Consider the following 18,019-nt stretch of genomic DNA (forward strand, 5'->3'; position numbering starts at 1 on the left):
ACCGTTTCCGGTGTCCCCCTCGGGGCTGCTAGTCGCGGGCCGCGGTCAGGAATTCCGCGTGTTCCTGGAGCGAGCGCACTCCCACGTCGCCGTGGTTGAGGGCGTCGATGCCCTGGACCGCCGCCGCCAGCGCCTGGACGGTCGTCAGACACGGCACGGAGCGGGCCACGGCCGCCGTACGGATGTCGTAGCCGTCGAGGCGGCCGCCGGTGCCGTACGGGGTGTTGACGATGAGGTCGACCTCGCCGTCGTGGATGAGCTGGACGATGGTCTTCTCGCCGTTCGGGCCGGTGCCCTCGGACTGCTTGCGCACGACCGTGGCGTTGATGCCGTTGCGCTTGAGGACCTCGGCGGTGCCAGAGGTGGCGAGCAGCTCGAAGCCGTGGGCGACCAGCTCGCGGGCCGGGAAGATCATCGAACGCTTGTCGCGGTTGGCGACCGAGATGAACGCCCGTCCCTTGGTCGGCAGCGGGCCGTACGCACCCGCCTGCGACTTGGCGTACGCCGTGCCGAAGACGGAGTCGATGCCCATGACCTCGCCGGTGGAGCGCATCTCCGGGCCGAGGACCGTGTCGACGCCGCGGCCGTGGATGTCCCGGAAGCGGGACCACGGCATCACGGCCTCCTTGACGGAGATCGGCGCGTCCATCGGGAGCGTGCCGCCGTCGCCGTTGGCCGGGAGCAGGCCCTCCGCACGCAGCTCGGCGATGGTCGCGCCCAGCGAGATGCGGGCGGCGGCCTTCGCGAGCGGCACCGCGGTCGCCTTCGAGGTGAAGGGCACGGTGCGCGAGGCGCGAGGGTTGGCCTCCAGGACGTAGAGGATGTCCCCGGCCAGCGCGAACTGGATGTTGATCAGGCCGCGCACGCCGACGCCGGCCGCGATGCCCTCGGTGGAGGCGCGCAGCCGCTTGATGTCGAAGCCGCCGAGCGTGATCGGGGGCAGGGCGCACGCCGAGTCGCCGGAGTGGATGCCGGCCTCCTCGATGTGCTCCATGACGCCGCCGAGGTACAGCTCCTCGCCGTCGTACAGGGCGTCGACGTCGATCTCGATGGCGTCGTCCAGGAAGCGGTCGACCAGGACCGGCCGGGACGGGCTGATCTCGGTCGACTCGGCGATGTACGCCTCCAGCCGGGTCTCGTCGTAGACGATCTCCATGCCGCGTCCGCCCAGGACGTAGGAGGGGCGGACGAGGACCGGGTAGCCGATCTCGTCGGCGATGGCCTTGGCTTCGGCGAAGGTGGTGGCGGTGCCGTGCTTGGGGGCGGGCAGGCCCGCCTCCTTGAGGACCTGGCCGAAGGCGCCGCGGTCCTCGGCGGCGTGGATGGCCTCGGGCGAGGTGCCGACGATCGGCACGCCGTTGTCCTTGAGCGCCTGGGACAGGCCCAGCGGGGTCTGGCCGCCGAGCTGGACGACGACGCCCGCGACCGGTCCGGCCTGCTGCTCGGCGTGGACGATCTCCAGGACGTCCTCCAGCGTGAGCGGCTCGAAGTACAGCCGGTCGGAGGTGTCGTAGTCGGTGGAGACGGTCTCCGGGTTGCAGTTGACCATCACGGTCTCGTACCCGGCGTCGCTCAGCGCGAAGGAGGCGTGGACGCAGGAGTAGTCGAACTCGATGCCCTGGCCGATGCGGTTGGGGCCGGAGCCCAGGATGATGACGGCCGGCTTCTCGCGGGGCGCGACCTCGGTCTCCTCGTCGTAGGAGGAGTAGAAGTACGGCGTCTTCGCGGCGAACTCGGCGGCGCAGGTGTCGACCGTCTTGTAGACCGGCCGGATGCCGAGCGCGTGCCGCACCTCGCGGACGACGTCCTCGCGCAGGCCGCGGATCTCGCCGATCTGCTGGTCGGAGAAGCCGTGCCGCTTGGCCTCGGCGAGCAGGTCGGCGGTCAGCTCGGGCGCGGCGGCCAGCTCGTCGGCGGTCTCCTTGATCAGGAAGAGCTGGTCGACGAACCAGGGGTCGATCTTCGTGTACGCGAAGACCTCCTCGGGCGTGGCGCCCGCGCGGATGGCCTGCATGACGGCGTTGATGCGGCCGTCGGTGGGCCGGACGGCCTCCTCCAGCAGCGCCTTCTTGTCGCCCGGCTCGCCGACGAAGGTGAACTGGCTGCCCTTCTTCTCCAGCGAGCGCAGCGCCTTCTGGAACGCCTCGGTGAAGTTGCGGCCGATGGCCATGGCCTCGCCGACCGACTTCATGGTGGTCGTGAGGGTGGAGTCGGCGCTCGGGAACTTCTCGAAGGCGAAGCGCGGGGCCTTGACGACCACGTAGTCGAGCGTGGGCTCGAAGGAGGCCGGGGTCTCCTGCGTGATGTCGTTCGGGATCTCGTCCAGCGTGTAGCCGACGGCGAGCTTCGCGGCGATCTTGGCGATCGGGAAGCCGGTCGCCTTGGAGGCGAGCGCCGAGGAACGCGACACGCGCGGGTTCATCTCGATGACGATGACGCGGCCGTCGACCGGGTTCACCGCGAACTGGATGTTGCAGCCGCCGGTGTCGACGCCGACCTCGCGGATGATCGCGATGCCGACGTCGCGCAGCACCTGGTACTCGCGGTCGGTGAGCGTCATCGCGGGCGCGACGGTGATCGAGTCGCCGGTGTGCACGCCCATGGGGTCGAAGTTCTCGATGGAGCAGACGACCACGACGTTGTCGTTCTTGTCGCGCATCAGCTCCAGCTCGTACTCCTTCCAGCCGAGGATGGACTCCTCCAGGAGGACCTCGGTGGTCGGCGAGAGGGTGAGGCCCTGGCCGGCGATGCGGCGCAGCTCCTCCTCGTCGTGCGCGAAGCCGGAGCCGGCGCCGCCCATGGTGAAGGACGGGCGGACGACGACCGGGTAGCCGCCCAGCTCCTCGACGCCCTTGAGGACGTCGTCCATGGAGTGGCAGATGTAGGACCGGGCGGACTCGCCGTGGCCGATCTTCTTGCGGACCTCCTCGACGACCTCCTTGAACAGGTCGCGGTCCTCGCCCTTGTGGATCGCCTGGACGTTGGCGCCGATCAGCTCGACGCCGTACTTCTCCAGGACGCCGTTCTCGTGCAGCGAGATGGCGGTGTTGAGCGCCGTCTGGCCGCCCAGGGTGGGCAGCAGGGCGTCGGGCTGCTCCTTGGCGATGATCTTCTCGACGAACTCGGGGGTGATCGGCTCGACGTAGGTGGCGTCGGCGATCTCCGGGTCGGTCATGATCGTCGCCGGGTTGGAGTTCACGAGGACGACCCTGAGGCCCTCGGACTTCAGGACCCGGCACGCCTGGGTGCCGGAGTAGTCGAACTCGGCGGCCTGGCCGATGACGATCGGGCCGGAGCCGATGACCAGGACGGACTGGATATCGGTGCGCTTAGGCACGCTGGCCCTCCATCAGGGAAACGAAGCGGTCGAACAGGTAGGCGGCGTCGTGCGGGCCGGCTGCCGCTTCGGGGTGGTACTGGACGCTGAAGGCCGGCTTGTCGAGGAGCCGGAGGCCCTCCACCACGTTGTCGTTGAGGCAGACGTGGGAGACCTCGGCGCGGCCGTAGGGGGTGTCGGAGACCTTGTCGAGCGGGGCGTCGACGGCGAATCCGTGGTTGTGCGCGGTGACCTCGACCTTGCCGGTCGTACGGTCCTGCACGGGCTGGTTGATGCCGCGGTGGCCGTACTTCAGCTTGAAGGTGCCGAAGCCGAGGGCGCGGCCCAGGATCTGGTTGCCGAAGCAGATGCCGAAGAGCGGGGTGCCGCGCTCCAGGACGCCGCGCATGACGGAGACCGGGTGGTCGGCGGTGGCCGGGTCGCCCGGGCCGTTGGAGAAGAAGACGCCGTCCGGGTCGACCGCGTAGACGTCCTCGACGGTCGCGGTGGCGGGCAGGACGTGCACCTCGATGCCGCGCTCGGCCATGCGGTGCGGGGTCATGCCCTTGATGCCGAGGTCGACGGCGGCGACGGTGAACTTCTTCTCGCCGATCGCCGGGACCACGTACGGCTCGGTGGTGGCGACCTCGGCGGAGAGGTCGGCGCCCTTCATCTCGGGGGCCTCCTGGACGCGGGCCAGCAGCGCGGCGTCGTCCTGGACGGCGTCGCCGCTGAAGATGCCGACGCGCATGGCGCCGCGCTCGCGCAGGTGGCGGGTGAGGGCGCGGGTGTCGATGCCGGAGATGCCGACGACGCCCTGGGCGTCCAGCTCGTCGTCCAGCGTGCGGCGGGAGCGCCAGCTGGAGGGCACGCGCGCGGGGTCGCGCACGACGTATCCGGAGACCCAGATCTTCTTGGACTCCATGTCCTCGTCGTTGATGCCGGTGTTCCCGATGTGCGGGGCGGTCATCACGACCACCTGGCGGTGGTACGACGGGTCGGTGAGGGTCTCCTGGTAGCCGGTCATGCCGGTGGAGAACACGGCTTCGCCGAACGTGGCCCCCACGGCCCCGTAGGCGCGGCCGCGGAAGATCCGGCCGTCCTCCAGGACGAGTACGGCGGGAGCCTTGCCGGCTCCCCGGGTGGAGGTCGTCATCGTGCGCCTTCCGTTTCCGTCTTGTTGATCATGTCGTTCAGGGTTTCGACCCACTCGTTGTGCTCGGCCGCGTGGTCGGAGCGGAAGCCGGAGTCGATCAGCTTGTCGCCGTGCTCCCAGGTGACGACCAGCAGGCCGCCCTCGGTGAGCACCTTGCCGGCGATGCCCTTGTCGAGCCGGGCCTCGCGCAGCGCGGCGACGGGGACGAAGAAGTCGTTCGCGCCGGGGCGTACGACGTCCAGTCCCGCGTCCGTCAGGGTGAGCTCGACCCGGCTGCGGGTGCCCAGGCCGTGCGCCACGATGCGGTCCAGCCACTGCCCGGCGGTGGTCGAGCCGTGGTAGCGGCCGCTCATGCTCAGTCTCGCCGGGCCGGGGGCGTCCGGCGCGCCGGGCAGCTCGGGCAGGTCGCCCTGGAGGGTGCCGCGCCACTTCCAGCCCTCGCGCATCAGCCAGTAGACGAGCGCGACGAACAGGCCGAGGCCGACGACCCAGCCGATGCGGGCGGCCCAGTCGGTCACTTCCGCCGATTCCTTCTCGGCGGCCAGCAGGATTACCGGTGCTACAGAGGTCACGTGAGCTTCCCGTCGACGAGCGTGGCCTTGCCCCGCAGCCACGTGTGCGTCACACGGCCCGGCAGCTCACGCCCCTCGTAGGGGGTGTTGCGGCTGCGCGAGGCGAAGCCCGCGGGGTCCACCCGGCCACGGTATGCCGTGTCGACGAGAGTGAGGTTGGCGGGCTCACCAGCCGAGACGGGACGGCCGTGTCCGGTGGCCTGTCCGATCTGCGCGGGCTTGAAGGACATCCGGTCGGCGACGCCGGCCCAGTCCAGCAGGCCCGTGTCCACCATGGTCTCCTGGACCACCGACAGCGCGGTCTCCAGGCCCACCATGCCCATGGCGGCGGCGGCCCACTCGCAGTCCTTGTCCTCGTGCGGGTGCGGGGCGTGGTCGGTGGCGACGATGTCGATCGTCCCGTCGGCGAGCGCCTCGCGCAGGGCCAGCACGTCGCGCTCGGTGCGCAGCGGCGGGTTGACCTTGTAGACCGGGTCGTACGACCGGACCAGCTCGTCGGTGAGGAGCAGGTGGTGCGGGGTGACCTCGGCGGTGACGTCGATGCCGCGGGACTTGGCCCAGCGGACGATCTCGACGCTGCCCGCCGTGGACAGGTGGCAGATGTGGACGCGGGAGCCGACGTGCTCGGCGAGCAGCACGTCCCGCGCGATGATCGACTCCTCGGCGACGGCGGGCCAGCCGCCGAGGCCCAGCTCGGCGGAGACGACGCCCTCGTTCATCTGGGCGCCCTCGGTGAGCCGGGGTTCCTGGGCGTGCTGGGCGACGACGCCGCCGAATGCCTTCACGTACTCCAGGGCGCGGCGCATGATCACGGCGTCGTGGACGCACTTGCCGTCGTCGGAGAAGACGGTGACGCCGGCCGCGGACTCGTGCATCGCGCCCAGCTCGGCGAGCTTGGCGCCCTCCAGGCCGACGGTGACGGCGCCGATGGGCTGCACGTCGCAGTAGCCGGACTCCTTGCCGAGCCGCCAGACCTGCTCGACGACGCCGGCGGTGTCGGCGACCGGGAAGGTGTTGGCCATGGCGAAGACGTTGGTGTAGCCGCCGCTCGCCGCCGCGCGGGTGCCGGTCAGCACGGTCTCGGAGTCCTCGCGGCCGGGCTCGCGCAGGTGGGTGTGGAGGTCGACCAGGCCGGGCAGCAGCACCTGGCCGGCGGCCTCGACGACCTCGGCGCCCTCGGCGCTCAGCCCGGTGCCGACCTCGGCGATGGTGGCGCCGTCGATCAGCACGTCCTGCGGCTCGCCGCCGAGCACCTTCGCACCGCGGATCAGGATCTTGCTCATGTTCTTACTTCTCCTCGGTGGGACGGGCGTGGGTGACGGCGGGCTCGGCTCCGCCGAGCAGCAGGTAGAGGACGGCCATCCGGACGGAGACGCCGTTGGTGACCTGCTCGACGACGGTGCAGCGGTCGGAGTCGGCGACCTCGGCGGTGATCTCCATGCCGCGGACCATGGGGCCGGGGTGCATCACGATGGCGTGGTCGGGCATCTTCGCCATGCGGTCGCCGTCGAGGCCGTAGCGGCGGGAGTACTCGCGCTCGGTCGGGAAGAACGCGGCGTTCATGCGCTCGCGCTGCACGCGCAGCAGCATCACCGCGTCGGACTTGGTCAGGGTGGAGTCGAGGTCGTAGGAGACCTCGCAGGGCCAGGTCTCGACGCCGACCGGCAGCAGGGTCGGCGGGGCGACCAGGGTGACCTCGGCGCCGAGGGTGTGCAGCAGGTCGACGTTGGAGCGGGCGACGCGGCTGTGCAGGATGTCGCCGACCAGGGTGACGCGGCGGCCGTCGAGGTCCTTGCCGAGGCCGGTGTCGGGGCCGACCAGCCGGCGGCGCATGGTGAAGGCGTCCAGCAGGGCCTGGGTGGGGTGCTGGTGGGTGCCGTCGCCGGCGTTGATGACGTGGGCGTCGATCCAGCCGGAGGTGGCCAGGCGGTAGGGGGCGCCGGAGGCGCCGTGCCGGATGACGACGGCGTCGACGCCCATGGCCTCCAGGGTCTGGGCGGTGTCCTTGAGGGACTCGCCCTTGGAGACGCTGGAGCCCTTGGCGGTGAAGTTGATGACGTCCGCGGACAGGCGCTTCTCGGCGGCTTCGAAGGAGATCCGGGTCCGCGTCGAGTCCTCGAAGAAGAGGTTGACGACGGTGCGGCCGCGCAGGGTCGGCAGTTTCTTGATCGGCCGGTCGGCGACCCGGGCCATCTCCTCGGCGGTGTCGAGGATCAGGACGGCGTCGTCGCGGGTGAGGTCGGCGGCCGAGATGAGATGACGCTGCATCTGTCAGGCTCCGTAGGGCGATTCATGCGGAAGAGCGGGATAATTCGGGCGGCCGAGCGTGCGTGCGGGCACACCGAGCGGGCGTACGGCACGGCTGGGCGCGTACGCGCGGGTGCTACGGGTGGGCGCCCGGGGCGTCCGGCTTGGCACCGAGCAGCACGGTGTCGCGACCGTCCTCCTCGGCGAGCTGGACCTTGACCGTCTCCCGCAGCGACGTCGGGAGGTTCTTGCCGACGTAGTCGGCGCGGATGGGCAGTTCGCGGTGGCCGCGGTCGACGAGGACGGCGAGCTGCACCGCGCGGGGGCGGCCGATGTCGTTCAGCGCGTCGAGGGCGGCGCGGATGGTGCGGCCGGAGAAGAGCACGTCGTCGACGAGGACGACCAGCCGGCCGTCGATGCCGTCACCGGGGATCTCGGTGCGGGCGAGGGCGCGCGGCGGGTGCATGCGCAGGTCGTCGCGGTACATGGTGATGTCGAGCGAGCCGACCGGGACCTTGCGCTCGGTGATCTGCTCCAGCTTGTCGGCGAGCCGCCGGGCGAGGAAGACGCCGCGGGTCGGGATGCCGAGGAGCACCACGTCGTCGGCGCCCTTGGCGCGTTCGACGATCTCGTGGGCGATGCGGGTCAGGACCCGGGCGATGTCGGGACCCTCGAGAACGGGCCGCGCATCGGAGTGCGCGCCCGCGGGCGCGTCCTGCTGCTTGTCCATACGAAACGGACCTCCTTCTCCGCCTCACGGGACGGACCTTAAAGGACGTCGGGATGTGCGTCACCCACGGTATCAGGCTCACAGAACCGTCTCGTCGACCCCCCGGTCGCTCCCGCGTCACCCCTCTGCCACCTCGGCGCCACCCGTTCGGAGCAACGAAATGCGAATACCACGGAAGAGTCGGTGCGGACCATTCGGCTTGACGCAGGAGAGTAACGCTGCGTAACCTCACAGTGAGTTACCAGCCGCGCGGTACGCGACTGTGCGGATCGCGTCGACACCTTGTCCGGGAGCCATATGTCCAGCGAATACGCCAAACAGCTCGGGGCCAAGCTCCGGGCCATCCGCACCCAGCAGGGCCTTTCCCTCCACGGTGTCGAGGAGAAGTCCCAGGGCCGCTGGAAGGCCGTGGTGGTCGGTTCGTACGAGCGCGGCGACCGCGCCGTGACCGTGCAGCGCCTCGCCGAGCTGGCGGACTTCTACGGCGTCCCCGTGCAGGAGCTGCTTCCGGGCACCACCCCGGGCGGTGCCGCCGAGCCGCCGCCGAAGCTGGTCCTGGACCTGGAGCGGCTGGCCACGGTGCCAGCCGAGAAGGCGGGCCCCCTCCAGCGCTACGCGGCGACGATCCAGTCGCAGCGCGGTGACTACAACGGCAAGGTGCTCTCGATCCGCCAGGACGACCTGCGCACGCTCGCGGTCATCTACGACCAGTCGCCCTCGGTCCTGACCGAGCAGCTGATCAGCTGGGGCGTCCTGGACGCGGACGCGCGCCGCGCGGTGGCGTCCCACGAGGACATCTGAGCCTCGGCAGCCTCAGCAGAAACGTGCCGCCGGGGTGGCGGGAACCATGCGGTTCCCGCCACCCCGGCGGTTTTGTCACGTCGTGGGGCTCAGCGCCGGCACCGGCGGAGCTAGTCGCGACGCAGCGAAGGCTTGAGCTCCTTCAGCCGGCCGAGCAGGCCGTTGACGAACGCGGGCGACTCGTCCGTGGAGAACTCCTTCGCCAGCTGCACCATCTCGTCCAGGACGACGGCGTCCGGGGTCTCGTCGACCCAGATCAGCTCGTACGCGCCCAGGCGCAGGATGTTGCGGTCGACGACCGGCATCCGGTCGAGCGTCCAGCCGACCGAGTACTGGGCGATCAGCTCGTCGACGCGCTCGGCACGCTCGGCGTAGCCCTCGACCAGCTCCATCGTGTACTCGCTCACCGGCGGCTGCCGGGTGTCGGACCGGGAGTGCCGGACCCAGTCGGCGAGGACCGTCAGGACGTCGGCGCCGCGCTGATCGCCCTCGAAGAGGATCTGGAAGGCGCGCTTGCGGGCCGTGTTGCGGGCAGCCACGGTTAGCTGTTCACCCGGCCGAGGTAGTCGCTCGTGCGGGTGTCGACCTTGATCTTCTCACCGGTGGTGATGAAGAGCGGGACGTTGATCTGGTGACCGGTCTCCAGGATGGCGGGCTTGGTGCCGCCGGTGGAGCGGTCGCCCTGGACGCCCGGCTCGGTCTCCTGGATGGTCAGCTCGACGGCGGCGGGCAGCTCGACGAAGAGCACCTCGCCCTCGTGCTGCGCGACGGTGGCCTCGAAGCCCTCGATCAGGAAGTTGGCGGCGTCGCCGACGACCTTGCGGTCGATGTGCAGCTGGTCGTAGGTCTCCATGTCCATGAAGACGAAGTAGTCGCCGTCCATGTACGAGAACTGCATGTCACGCTTGTCGACAGTGGCCGTCTCGACCTTGACGCCGGCGTTGAAGGTCTTGTCGACGACCTTGCCGGAAAGCACGTTCTTGAGCTTGGTGCGCACGAAGGCCGGGCCCTTGCCGGGCTTGACGTGCTGGAACTCGACGACGGACCAGAGCTGGCCGCCTTCGAGCTTGAGCACCATGCCGTTCTTGAGGTCGTTCGTGGAAGCCACGGTTGCGGAATCTCCTGGACTGGACTGACGTGGACGACCCCGGTGCAGGCATGCGCACAGCGCGAAGGCTAGAGCGCGAGCAGCTCCTTGGTCGTGATGGTGAGTAGCTCGGGTCCGCCGTCCGCCTCGGGGCGCACGACGAGCGTGTCATCGATCCGGACCCCGCCCCGGCCCGGGAGGTGGACCCCCGGTTCGACGGTGACCGGCACACAAGCGTCCAGTTTACCCATGGCCGCGGGGGCCAACTGCGGGTCCTCGTCGATTTCGAGTCCGACTCCGTGTCCGGTGAGGCCCGGAAGGTGCTCAGCGTACCCGGCCGAATCCAGTGCCTGGCGGGCGGCCCGGTCCACGTCCCGGCAGGCCGCGCCGGGTACGAGGGCCTCCCGGCCGGCCCGCTGGGCGGCGAAGACGAGGTCGTACAGCTCGATCTGCCAGTCGGCCGGCGAGGTCCCGATGACGAAGGTCCGGCCGATCTCGCAGCGGTAGCCGCGGTAGGTCGCGCCCAGGCACACGGAGAGGAAGTCCCCTTCCTCCACCCGCCGGTCGGTGGGCCGGTGGCCGCGGCGCCCCGAGTTCGGACCGGTGCCGACGGAGGTCGGGAAGGCCGGGCCGTCGGCGCCGTGGTCCACCAGGCGGCGTTCCAGTTCCAGGGCGAGGTGCCGCTCGGTGCGCCCCACCAGGATGGATTCCAGCAGCTCGCCCAGGGCCTGGTCGGCGATCTCGGCGCCGATGCGCAGGCAGGAGATCTCCTCTTCGTCCTTGACGACCCGGAGCTGTTCGACCGCCTGGCCGAGGTCGGACAGACGCAGCCGCGGGGCGACCGAGCGCATGGCGCGGTGCCGGACGACGGTGAGGTGGTGGTCCTCGGTGGCGAGGGACTCGGCGCCCTGGGCCGCGGCGAGACCGGCGGCCGCGACGGCGGCGTCGCCGCCGGGGCCGGGCAGCGTGCGCACCGGCAGCGCGTCGTCGGGCCGTCCGTCGGCCGGCCGGTCGTCGGGCGGGGTGGAGCAGATCAGCAGATCCTCGGTCTTGCCCAGGAGGAGCACGGCGCCGCGCGGGGCGGCACCGGCGAGATAGCGCACGTTGGCGGGGCGGGAGACGAGCGCCGCCGCGCTGCCGCCCGCGTTGCAGCGTTCTCGTAGGCGGGTTCGGCGGGCCGCGTACACCTGTGACATGAACCGAGCGTATGAGCTTCCCTCGGGGGGCGCCGCTCGAGAGGGCCGAGTGAGCTGCCGGGTGCGCCAACCGGGGTGCGGGCGGCTGCTCGCGCGGCGTCCGCCGGCGGGTGGGGACCGGACGCGCGGTCCCCCGCCCCGGGGGCCGGCCCGCTCCCCCGCGTTCACCAGGCCGGCGGGCTCGCTATCGAGCGGGACAGGACCTCGTCCAGGACCCTCGCCGTCTCCGGTACGTCCAGCTGGGAGTTGTCGATGATCGGGAGCCCGGAGCCGTACCAGCCGGCCATGCGGCCGTGGATGCGGGCGACCTCCTCGTCGGTCAGGCGGCGGTTGCCCGACCGTTGCGCGTTGCGCTCCAGGACGATGTCCAGGCCGGGCAGGAGGACGACCGGGAGCAGGCCGGGGCCGACGTGCCGCTTCCAGCCGCCGAGGCCGACGACGGGGCGGTCCGGGAAGACGGCGTCGTCGAGGATGCAGGAGATGCCGTTGGCGAGGAAGTTGCGGGCGGAGAAGCCGCAGGTGCGGCGGGCGAGGCGGTACTGGGCCTCGCTGTTCTCGTTCCACCCGGTCTGCGGGTCGGCGAAGCCGGAGCGGACCCATTCGCGGACGTCGTCGAGGCTGATGTGGGCGGTGGGGACCCTCCGGTGGTCCGCCCAGTACTTGGCGACGCTGGTCTTGCCCGCGCCCGCCGGTCCGATGAGCAGCACCGCGAGGGTGGTCGTGGCGGGGTCGGGCGCGGTGGCCGCGGCGGGGGGCACGCTGGGCATCGCCACGGGCGCCCCGGGCGGCAGCGCCACATGGCCGGTGGTGTCCGGCGCGGGCGGTACGGGAGCGGCCTGCCGGGGGTGTCCGGGGCCCGGCGCGGGTGCCGGGGCCGCCCGCTGGGGGCCCGGGGCCTGGTGCGGGGCCTGCGCCTGCGGGGGTGCCGCAGGGCGCGGCGCCTGCGGGGGGTGTCCGGGCGCCGGTCGCGGCGGTACCGGGGCGGAGCCCTGGTGCGGGCCCGGGTGGTGTGCGGCCGGGGACCAGCCGACGGCCGGTCCGTGCCCCGGCTGAGGGGGCGGCGGCAGCGGAGAACCCACTGCGTGCTGCATCCGGTGCCACTCCGTCTCGTACAGGCGATGGGCGCTGACGGCGGGAGGGGGTGCCCCGCCCGCTGCTACCGAACGGTACCGCCCCCGGCCGCCGTTTGGTGAACGGCCGGGGGCGGTCCGAAGTGCCCGTCGCGCAGGGCGAATCGGACGGATGGTGCGCCGGGGTACTACTCGCCCACCTCGCCGTAGGCGGCGAGGAGGACGGCCGGGTCGGGGCCCTCCAGCACGGTGGGCTTGGCGAGGCCGTCGAGGACGATGAAGCGCAGCAGGTCGCCGCGGGACTTCTTGTCGACCTTCATGTTCTCGAGGAGCTTGGGCCACTGGTCGTAGCGGTAGTGCAGCGGCAGGCCGACCGCTTCGAGGATGGTGCGGTGCCGGTCGGCGGTGGCGTCGTCCAGGCGGCCCGCGAGGCGGCCCAGCTCGGCGGCGAAGTGCATGCCGACCGAGACGGCGGCGCCGTGGCGCCACTTGTAGCGCTCGTTCTTCTCGATGGCGTGGCCGAGGGTGTGGCCGTAGTTGAGGATCTCCCTGAGGCCCGCCTCCTTCAGGTCGGAGGAGACGACCTCCGCCTTGACCTTGATGGAGCGCACGATCAGCTCGGCGGTGTGCGGTCCGGCCGGGGTGCGCGCGGCCTGCGGGTCGGACTCGATCAGGTCCAGGATCACCGGGTCGGCGATGAAGCCGGCCTTGATGACCTCGGCGAGGCCCGAGACGTAGTCGTTGACCGGGAGGGAGTCCAGCGCGGCCAGGTCGCACAGGACGCCGGCGGGCGGGTGGAAGGAGCCGACGAGGTTCTTGCCCTCGGCGGTGTTGATGCCGGTCTTGCCGCCGACGGCCGCGTCCACCATGGCCAGCACCGTGGTGGGGACGGCGATCCAGCGCACGCCGCGCAGCCAGGTCGCGGCCACGAAGCCGGCCAGGTCGGTGCTGGCGCCGCCGCCGACGCCGACGATGACGTCGGTGCGGGTGAAGCCGGACTGGCCGAGCGCCTTCCAGCAGTAGGCGGCGACCTCGGCGGTCTTGGCCTCCTCCGCGTTGGGCACCTGGATGGCGATCGCCTCGTAGCCCTGCTCGGCGAGGTCGGCGCGCAGGGCGTCACCGGTCTCGGCGAGGGCCTCGGGGTGGATGACCGCGACCCGCTTGGCCCGGGTGCCGATCAGGCCGCCCAGCTCGCCCAGGAGCTGACGGCCCACCAGGACCTCGTAGGGCTCGGACCCCGCGGTGCCGCCGATCCTGATCCTTGTCACATCGTTCACCGCAGCGTCCTTCGGCCGGGGGTCCCGGGGGCGTCCCCCGGGGAAACAGACTTCGATTCCAGTGCGTCCAGGGCGGCTCGGGTGACCTCTTCGGGCGTACGGCCGTCCGTGGCCACGACGACCGTGGCGACCTCCTCGTAGAGGTGCCGACGGGCCTCCATCAGCTCGCGCCACTGCTTGCGCGGGTTGACCGCGAGCAGCGGGCGCGCCGTGTTCAGGCCGGTGCGTCTGACGGCCTCCTCGACGTCCATGGAGAGGTAGACGACCTGCTGCCCGGCGAGCAGACCGCGGGTGTCGGCGTCCAGGATCGCGCCGCCCCCGAGGGCGAGGACCCCCTCGTGCTCGGCGAGCGCGGTGCGCACGGCCTCCTTCTCCAGGGCGCGGAACGCGGACTCACCGTCGTCGACGAAGATCTCCGCGATGGTCCGCCCCTGGGCGGCGACGATGTCCGCGTCCGTGTCCCGGTAGCCGGTGCCCAGTCGCTCGGCCAGCAGCTGCCCCACCGTGGACTTGCCGACCCCCATCGGGCCGACCAGCACGATCAGCGGCGCACTCATCGGATCGCCAGGTTCTCGAGGTAGGTCCGCACGTTGCGGCGGGTCTCGGGCACGCTGTCGCCGCCGAACTTCTCCGCCACCGCGTCCGCCAGGACCAGGGCGACCATCGCCTCGGCGACGATGCCGGCGGCGGGCACGGCGGACACGTCGGAGCGCTGGTGGTGGGCCTGCGTGGCCTCACCGGTGGTCACGTCCACCGTCTTCAGGGCGCGCGGCACGGTGGCGATCGGCTTCATCGCGGCACGCACCCGCAGCAGCTCACCGGTGGTGAGGCCGCCCTCGGTGCCGCCGGAGCGGCCGGAGACCCGGCGGATGCCCTCGGGCGTGTTCACGATCTCGTCGTGGGCCTGGGAACCGGGCACGCGGGCCAGCTCGAAGCCGTCGCCGATCTCGACGCCCTTGATCGCCTGGATGCCCATGAGGGCGCCCGCGAGCCGCGCGTCGAGCTTGCGGTCCCAGTGGACGTGCGAGCCGAGGCCCACCGGCACGCCGTAGGCGAGGATCTCGACGACGCCGCCGAGGGTGTCGCCGTCCTTGTGGGCCTGGTCGATCTCGGCGACCATCGCCTTCGAGGCGTCGGCGTCCAGGCAGCGCACGGGGTCGGCGTCCAGCTTCTCCACGTCGGCCGGTGTCGGGTACACGCCCTGGGGGGCCTTCGCCGAGGCCAGTTCGACCACATGGCTGACGATCTCGACGCCGGTCGTCTCCTTCAGGTAGGACCGCGCCACCGCGCCCAGCGCCACCCGGGCCGCCGTCTCGCGCGCGGAGGCCCGCTCCAGGATCGGCCGGGCCTCGTCGAAGCCGTACTTCTGCATGCCGGCGAGGTCCGCGTGACCGGGGCGCGGCCGGGTCAGCGGCGCGTTGCGGGCCAGCCCCTCCAGGATCTCCGGGTCGACCGGGTCGGCCGCCATGACCTGCTCCCACTTGGGCCACTCGGTGTTGCCCACCATGATCGCGACCGGAGAACCGAGGGTGAGCCCGTGCCGGACGCCGCCGAGGAAGGTGACCTCGTCACGCTCGAACTTCATCCGCGCACCGCGGCCATAGCCGAGCCGCCGCCTCGCCAGATGGTCCGCCACCATGTCCGTGGTGATCGGCACGCCGGCGGGCAGACCCTCCAGCGTCGCGACGAGTGCGGGACCGTGGGACTCCCCCGCGGTCAGCCAGCGCAACCTGCTCAACGGTGCTCCTCAGTGCTCGCGCCCCGGTTATGCCTTGCGTACGCGTCCTGACCGCGTACGGCAACGGCCCGACCGGGTGCGCGGCCCCGGCCCGCCACCTCCGATCCTCCCACGTCCGCGGGGGCGGACCGGAATCGGTCCGCTGGACGGACAGATGGACGGACAGGTGGACGGGGCAGGGAGTGAGCGGGCCCGGAGCGCGGTGCGGCGGTTCAGCCGGCGAGCGCCCGCTCCCCCGCGGCCCGCATCGCCGCCAGCGGGGCGGGCGACCGGCCGGTCATCTGCTCCACCTGCAGCACCGCCTGGTGCAGCAGCAGGTCGAGGCCGCTGACGACGGCGCCGCCGTACGCGGACCAGCGGGCGGCGAGCGTGGTGGGCCACGGGTCGTAGAGCACGTCGAAGAGGGTCGCGGGCATCTCCGGGACGGCGCCGGCGAGGGCGTCGGTGGTGCCGGCCGGGGTGGTGGCCACGACCAGCGGGGCGCGCAGCGCCTCCTCGGCGTCCGCCCAGTCGGCGATGCGCACGTCGGCCTCCAGGCGCTCGGCCCAGCCCCGCATCTCGGCGGCGCGCGCCTCGCTGCGGACGTAGACGGTGATCTCGCCGGTGCAGATCCGGGTCAGGGCGGCCAGCGCGGAGGAGGCGGTGGCGCCGGCGCCGAGGATCGCGGCGGTCTCGGCCTTCTCGATGCCGTGCTCGCGCAGGGCGGCGACCATGCCGGGGATGTCGGTGTTGTCGCCGGTCCTGCGGCCGTCCTCGGTGAGGACCACGGTGTTCACCGCGTCCACGGAGGCGGCGGTCTCGCTGATCGTGTCGAGCAGCGGGATGACCGCCCGCTTCAGCGGCATGGTCAGCGACAGCCCCGCCCACTCGGGGCCGAGCCGGTCGAAGAAGCCCGGCAGCGCCTCCTCGTCCACCTCGAAGCGGTCGTACGACCAGCCCTCCAGGCCCAGCTCGGCATAGGCGGCGCGGTGCAGCACCGGGGAGAGCGAGTGCGCGATCGGAGAGCCGAGAACGGCGGCCCTGCGACGGTCAGTTGCCGGAGACGGCATCGAACTTATCCTTCAGCTTCAGGAACTCGTCGTGTGTCTTGGCGAACTCGGTCTTGCTCACGCCGTCGGTGGCCACGAAGTACATCCAGCCGTCGCTCGTCGGGGAGAGCGCCGCCTGCAGCGCCTCTTCGCCGGGGTTGCCGATGGGTCCGGGCGGCAGACCCTTGTTGGTGTAGGTGTTGTACGGGTCCGGGTTGCTGTTGATCTCGGACTCGCTGATGCGGATCTCGCTCTGGCCCTTCAGATAGTTGAAGGTCGAGTCGAACTGGAGCTCCTGGTTGGTCTCCGTGTTGGTGGGCTTGAGCCGGTTGTAGATGACCTCGGACATCTTGCGGAAGTCCTCGTGGGTCTTGCCCTCCGCCTGCACGAGGCTCGCCACGGTGAGCAGCTGCCAGGGCCCGTCGAGGCCGAGGCCCTCCGCCTTCTGCTCGAGCCCGATCTTCTCGTACTGCTCGTTGGCCCGTGCCACCATCTGTTTCAGCACGTCCTCGGGCTTCTGGCCCTTGGCCGCCGAGTAGCTGGACGGGTAGAGGAACCCTTCCAGCGGGTCCTTCACGTTCTTGTGGTTCATCGCCCATTCGGGCAGGCCGAGGCTCTTCCACTCGCTCTCGGCGACCTTGGCCGTGGTGCCCTCGTCCACGCCGAGCTGCTTGTCGATCAGCTTGTAGACGTCGACGTTGCGCCTGCCCTCGGCGACGATCAGGTTGCTGCGGCTCTTGGGGTTCAGCAGGAGTTCGACGGCGCTCTCGGCCGACATCTCCTTCTGCAGCGTGTACACGCCGTCCTGGATGCTCTTGCCCTGGGGGTTGCTCTGCTGGGCGGCGATGAAGGCGTCGACGCTCTTCACCACGCCCTGGCGTTTGAGTTCCTGGCCGATCGTGGAGCCGCCGGCGCCCTTGGGGATGGTGACGGTGACCTGCTCGCCGTTGCCGTCGCCCGCGTAGTCGGGGGCCGCGCCGAAACGTTCCTGGTAGAACTGGTAGCCGAAGTAGCCGACGCCCGCGACGCCGCCGCCGAGCACCAGGCAGACCACCAGGCAGGCGCATCCGTTGCGGCGCTTCTTGGGTTTCCCGCCGCCCCGGGCCCTGCGTTCGCCGCGGCCGCCGTCGGCGGGCTCCTCGTCCTCCTCGGCGTCCCCGCCCGCGAAGAAGGCGTGCTCGCCCTCGTCGGGGCCGGGGTCCCAGTCGGTGTGCTGCGGCTCGGGCTCGGCGCGCCGGCGGGTCGGCGGCTCCGGCGGCGGGTACGCCTGGGGGGTGCCGTAGTAGTCCGGCTGCTCGCCGCCGTACGCGGGGGCCTGCTGGCCGTAGGGGTCCGTCGGGTCGGCCGGGTACTGCGCCTGCGGGTGCGCGCCGGAGTCCCAGCCTCCGTTGTCGTAGCCCTGCTGGTCGTACTGCGGCCGGCCGTACTGGTCGTACTGCGGCTCGGGGTGCTGCTGACCGTACTGGTCGTACTGCGGCTGCTGACCGTACGCGGGCTGCCCGCCGTTGCCCCAGTCGCCGTACTGCTGCGGGGACTGCGGCTGCTCCGGATACTGCTGCGGCTGGCCGCCGTAGGGGGGCTGCTGACCCGTGTGGGTCTGCTGCCCTCCCCATCCGCCGTCCCCGTACAACGGGTCCTCCGGATGCCACGGTTCGGAGCCTTGGCCCCGGCCATACTCAGTCATCGATCCCCTAGAGCCGCGAGGCGGGGAACGCGCGGCCTGTCATGGGGGGCCGGCTCCCGTTCCGCCTCTTGCTGTGCGGGGGCTGTTCGAATGCCTCCGCATCGCGCGGAACGTTAC

Annotated in this window: 16 protein-coding genes; 1 reads left to right on the top strand and 15 read right to left on the bottom strand. The window is 71.5% G+C overall.

Features of this window, described 5'->3' with window-relative positions:
• Positions 1 to 28: 28 nt before the first annotated feature.
• From carB to pyrR, 6 genes are all read right to left on the bottom strand, one after another.
• A complete protein-coding gene (gene carB, locus ACFZP7_RS06920; protein WP_062138340.1) occupies positions 29 to 3,337 on the bottom strand; it encodes a carbamoyl-phosphate synthase large subunit in 3,309 nt (1,102 codons plus the stop codon).
• Positions 3,330 to 4,472, bottom strand: coding sequence for a glutamine-hydrolyzing carbamoyl-phosphate synthase small subunit (carA, locus tag ACFZP7_RS06925; RefSeq protein WP_030973170.1), 1,143 nt, complete (start codon positions 4,470 to 4,472; stop codon positions 3,330 to 3,332). The genes carB and carA overlap by 8 nt, the downstream gene beginning before the upstream one ends.
• Entirely contained in the window at positions 4,469 to 5,044 is a 576-nt protein-coding gene (locus tag ACFZP7_RS06930) for a hypothetical protein (RefSeq protein ID WP_031016507.1), read from the bottom strand. The genes carA and ACFZP7_RS06930 overlap by 4 nt, the downstream gene beginning before the upstream one ends.
• Positions 5,041 to 6,327, bottom strand: a complete 1,287-nt coding sequence (locus ACFZP7_RS06935) for a dihydroorotase (RefSeq protein WP_046248874.1) — start codon at positions 6,325 to 6,327, stop codon at positions 5,041 to 5,043. Before ACFZP7_RS06935 ends, ACFZP7_RS06930 begins: the two co-directional genes overlap by 4 nt.
• A 4-nt stretch (positions 6,328 to 6,331) precedes the next feature.
• Complete coding sequence (locus tag ACFZP7_RS06940; protein WP_385634083.1) at positions 6,332 to 7,312, bottom strand: aspartate carbamoyltransferase catalytic subunit; 981 nt, start codon at positions 7,310 to 7,312, stop codon at positions 6,332 to 6,334.
• A gap of 115 nt (positions 7,313 to 7,427) precedes the next feature.
• Positions 7,428 to 8,021, bottom strand: coding sequence for a bifunctional pyr operon transcriptional regulator/uracil phosphoribosyltransferase PyrR (gene pyrR / locus ACFZP7_RS06945; protein WP_019325074.1), 594 nt, complete (start codon positions 8,019 to 8,021; stop codon positions 7,428 to 7,430).
• Positions 8,022 to 8,318: 297 nt separating this feature from the next.
• Here pyrR and bldD point away from each other — a divergent pair, with 297 nt between their 5' ends.
• Positions 8,319 to 8,822: a transcriptional regulator BldD gene (gene bldD / locus ACFZP7_RS06950; RefSeq protein ID WP_019325075.1), complete on the top strand. Its 504-nt coding sequence runs from the start codon at positions 8,319 to 8,321 to the stop codon at positions 8,820 to 8,822.
• Between the two features lie 110 nt (positions 8,823 to 8,932).
• Here the strand turns inward: bldD and nusB are convergent, their stop codons facing one another.
• From nusB to mltG, 9 genes are all read right to left on the bottom strand, one after another.
• Positions 8,933 to 9,361 carry a transcription antitermination factor NusB gene (gene nusB / locus ACFZP7_RS06955; protein ID WP_019325076.1) on the bottom strand — a complete coding sequence of 143 codons (429 nt, stop codon included), beginning with the start codon at positions 9,359 to 9,361 and terminating at the stop codon, positions 8,933 to 8,935.
• Between the two features lie 2 nt (positions 9,362 to 9,363).
• Positions 9,364 to 9,930: an elongation factor P gene (efp, locus tag ACFZP7_RS06960; RefSeq protein WP_019325077.1), complete on the bottom strand. Its 567-nt coding sequence runs from the start codon at positions 9,928 to 9,930 to the stop codon at positions 9,364 to 9,366.
• Between the two features lie 68 nt (positions 9,931 to 9,998).
• Entirely contained in the window at positions 9,999 to 11,105 is a 1,107-nt protein-coding gene (locus ACFZP7_RS06965) for an aminopeptidase P family protein (protein ID WP_019325078.1), read from the bottom strand.
• A 164-nt stretch (positions 11,106 to 11,269) separates the two neighbouring features.
• On the bottom strand, positions 11,270 to 12,196 hold the full coding sequence (locus ACFZP7_RS06970; protein ID WP_385634084.1) for a Pro-rich N-terminal domain-containing protein: 927 nt from the start codon (positions 12,194 to 12,196) through the stop codon (positions 11,270 to 11,272).
• A gap of 167 nt (positions 12,197 to 12,363) precedes the next feature.
• A complete protein-coding gene (aroB, locus tag ACFZP7_RS06975) occupies positions 12,364 to 13,452 on the bottom strand; it encodes a 3-dehydroquinate synthase (RefSeq protein ID WP_019325080.1) in 1,089 nt (362 codons plus the stop codon).
• Positions 13,449 to 14,009 (bottom strand): shikimate kinase, encoded by a 561-nt coding sequence (locus tag ACFZP7_RS06980; protein WP_030973180.1) that lies wholly within the window; start codon positions 14,007 to 14,009, stop codon positions 13,449 to 13,451. The genes aroB and ACFZP7_RS06980 overlap by 4 nt, the downstream gene beginning before the upstream one ends.
• Complete coding sequence (gene aroC / locus ACFZP7_RS06985; protein ID WP_030973182.1) at positions 14,006 to 15,190, bottom strand: chorismate synthase; 1,185 nt, start codon at positions 15,188 to 15,190, stop codon at positions 14,006 to 14,008. The genes ACFZP7_RS06980 and aroC overlap by 4 nt, the downstream gene beginning before the upstream one ends.
• Positions 15,191 to 15,402: 212 nt before the next feature.
• The gene (locus ACFZP7_RS06990) at positions 15,403 to 16,239 is read right to left on the bottom strand and encodes a shikimate dehydrogenase (RefSeq protein WP_030973184.1); all 837 of its coding nucleotides are present in this window, start codon (positions 16,237 to 16,239) and stop codon (positions 15,403 to 15,405) included.
• Positions 16,220 to 17,902 (bottom strand): endolytic transglycosylase MltG, encoded by a 1,683-nt coding sequence (mltG, locus tag ACFZP7_RS06995; protein ID WP_046248062.1) that lies wholly within the window; start codon positions 17,900 to 17,902, stop codon positions 16,220 to 16,222. The genes ACFZP7_RS06990 and mltG overlap by 20 nt, the downstream gene beginning before the upstream one ends.
• Positions 17,903 to 18,019: the final 117 nt, after the last annotated feature.

Origin of the sequence: Streptomyces sp. SudanB5_2050, assembly GCF_964272335.1 — a bacterium.
Lineage (GTDB): Bacteria > Actinomycetota > Actinomycetes > Streptomycetales > Streptomycetaceae > Streptomyces > Streptomyces rochei.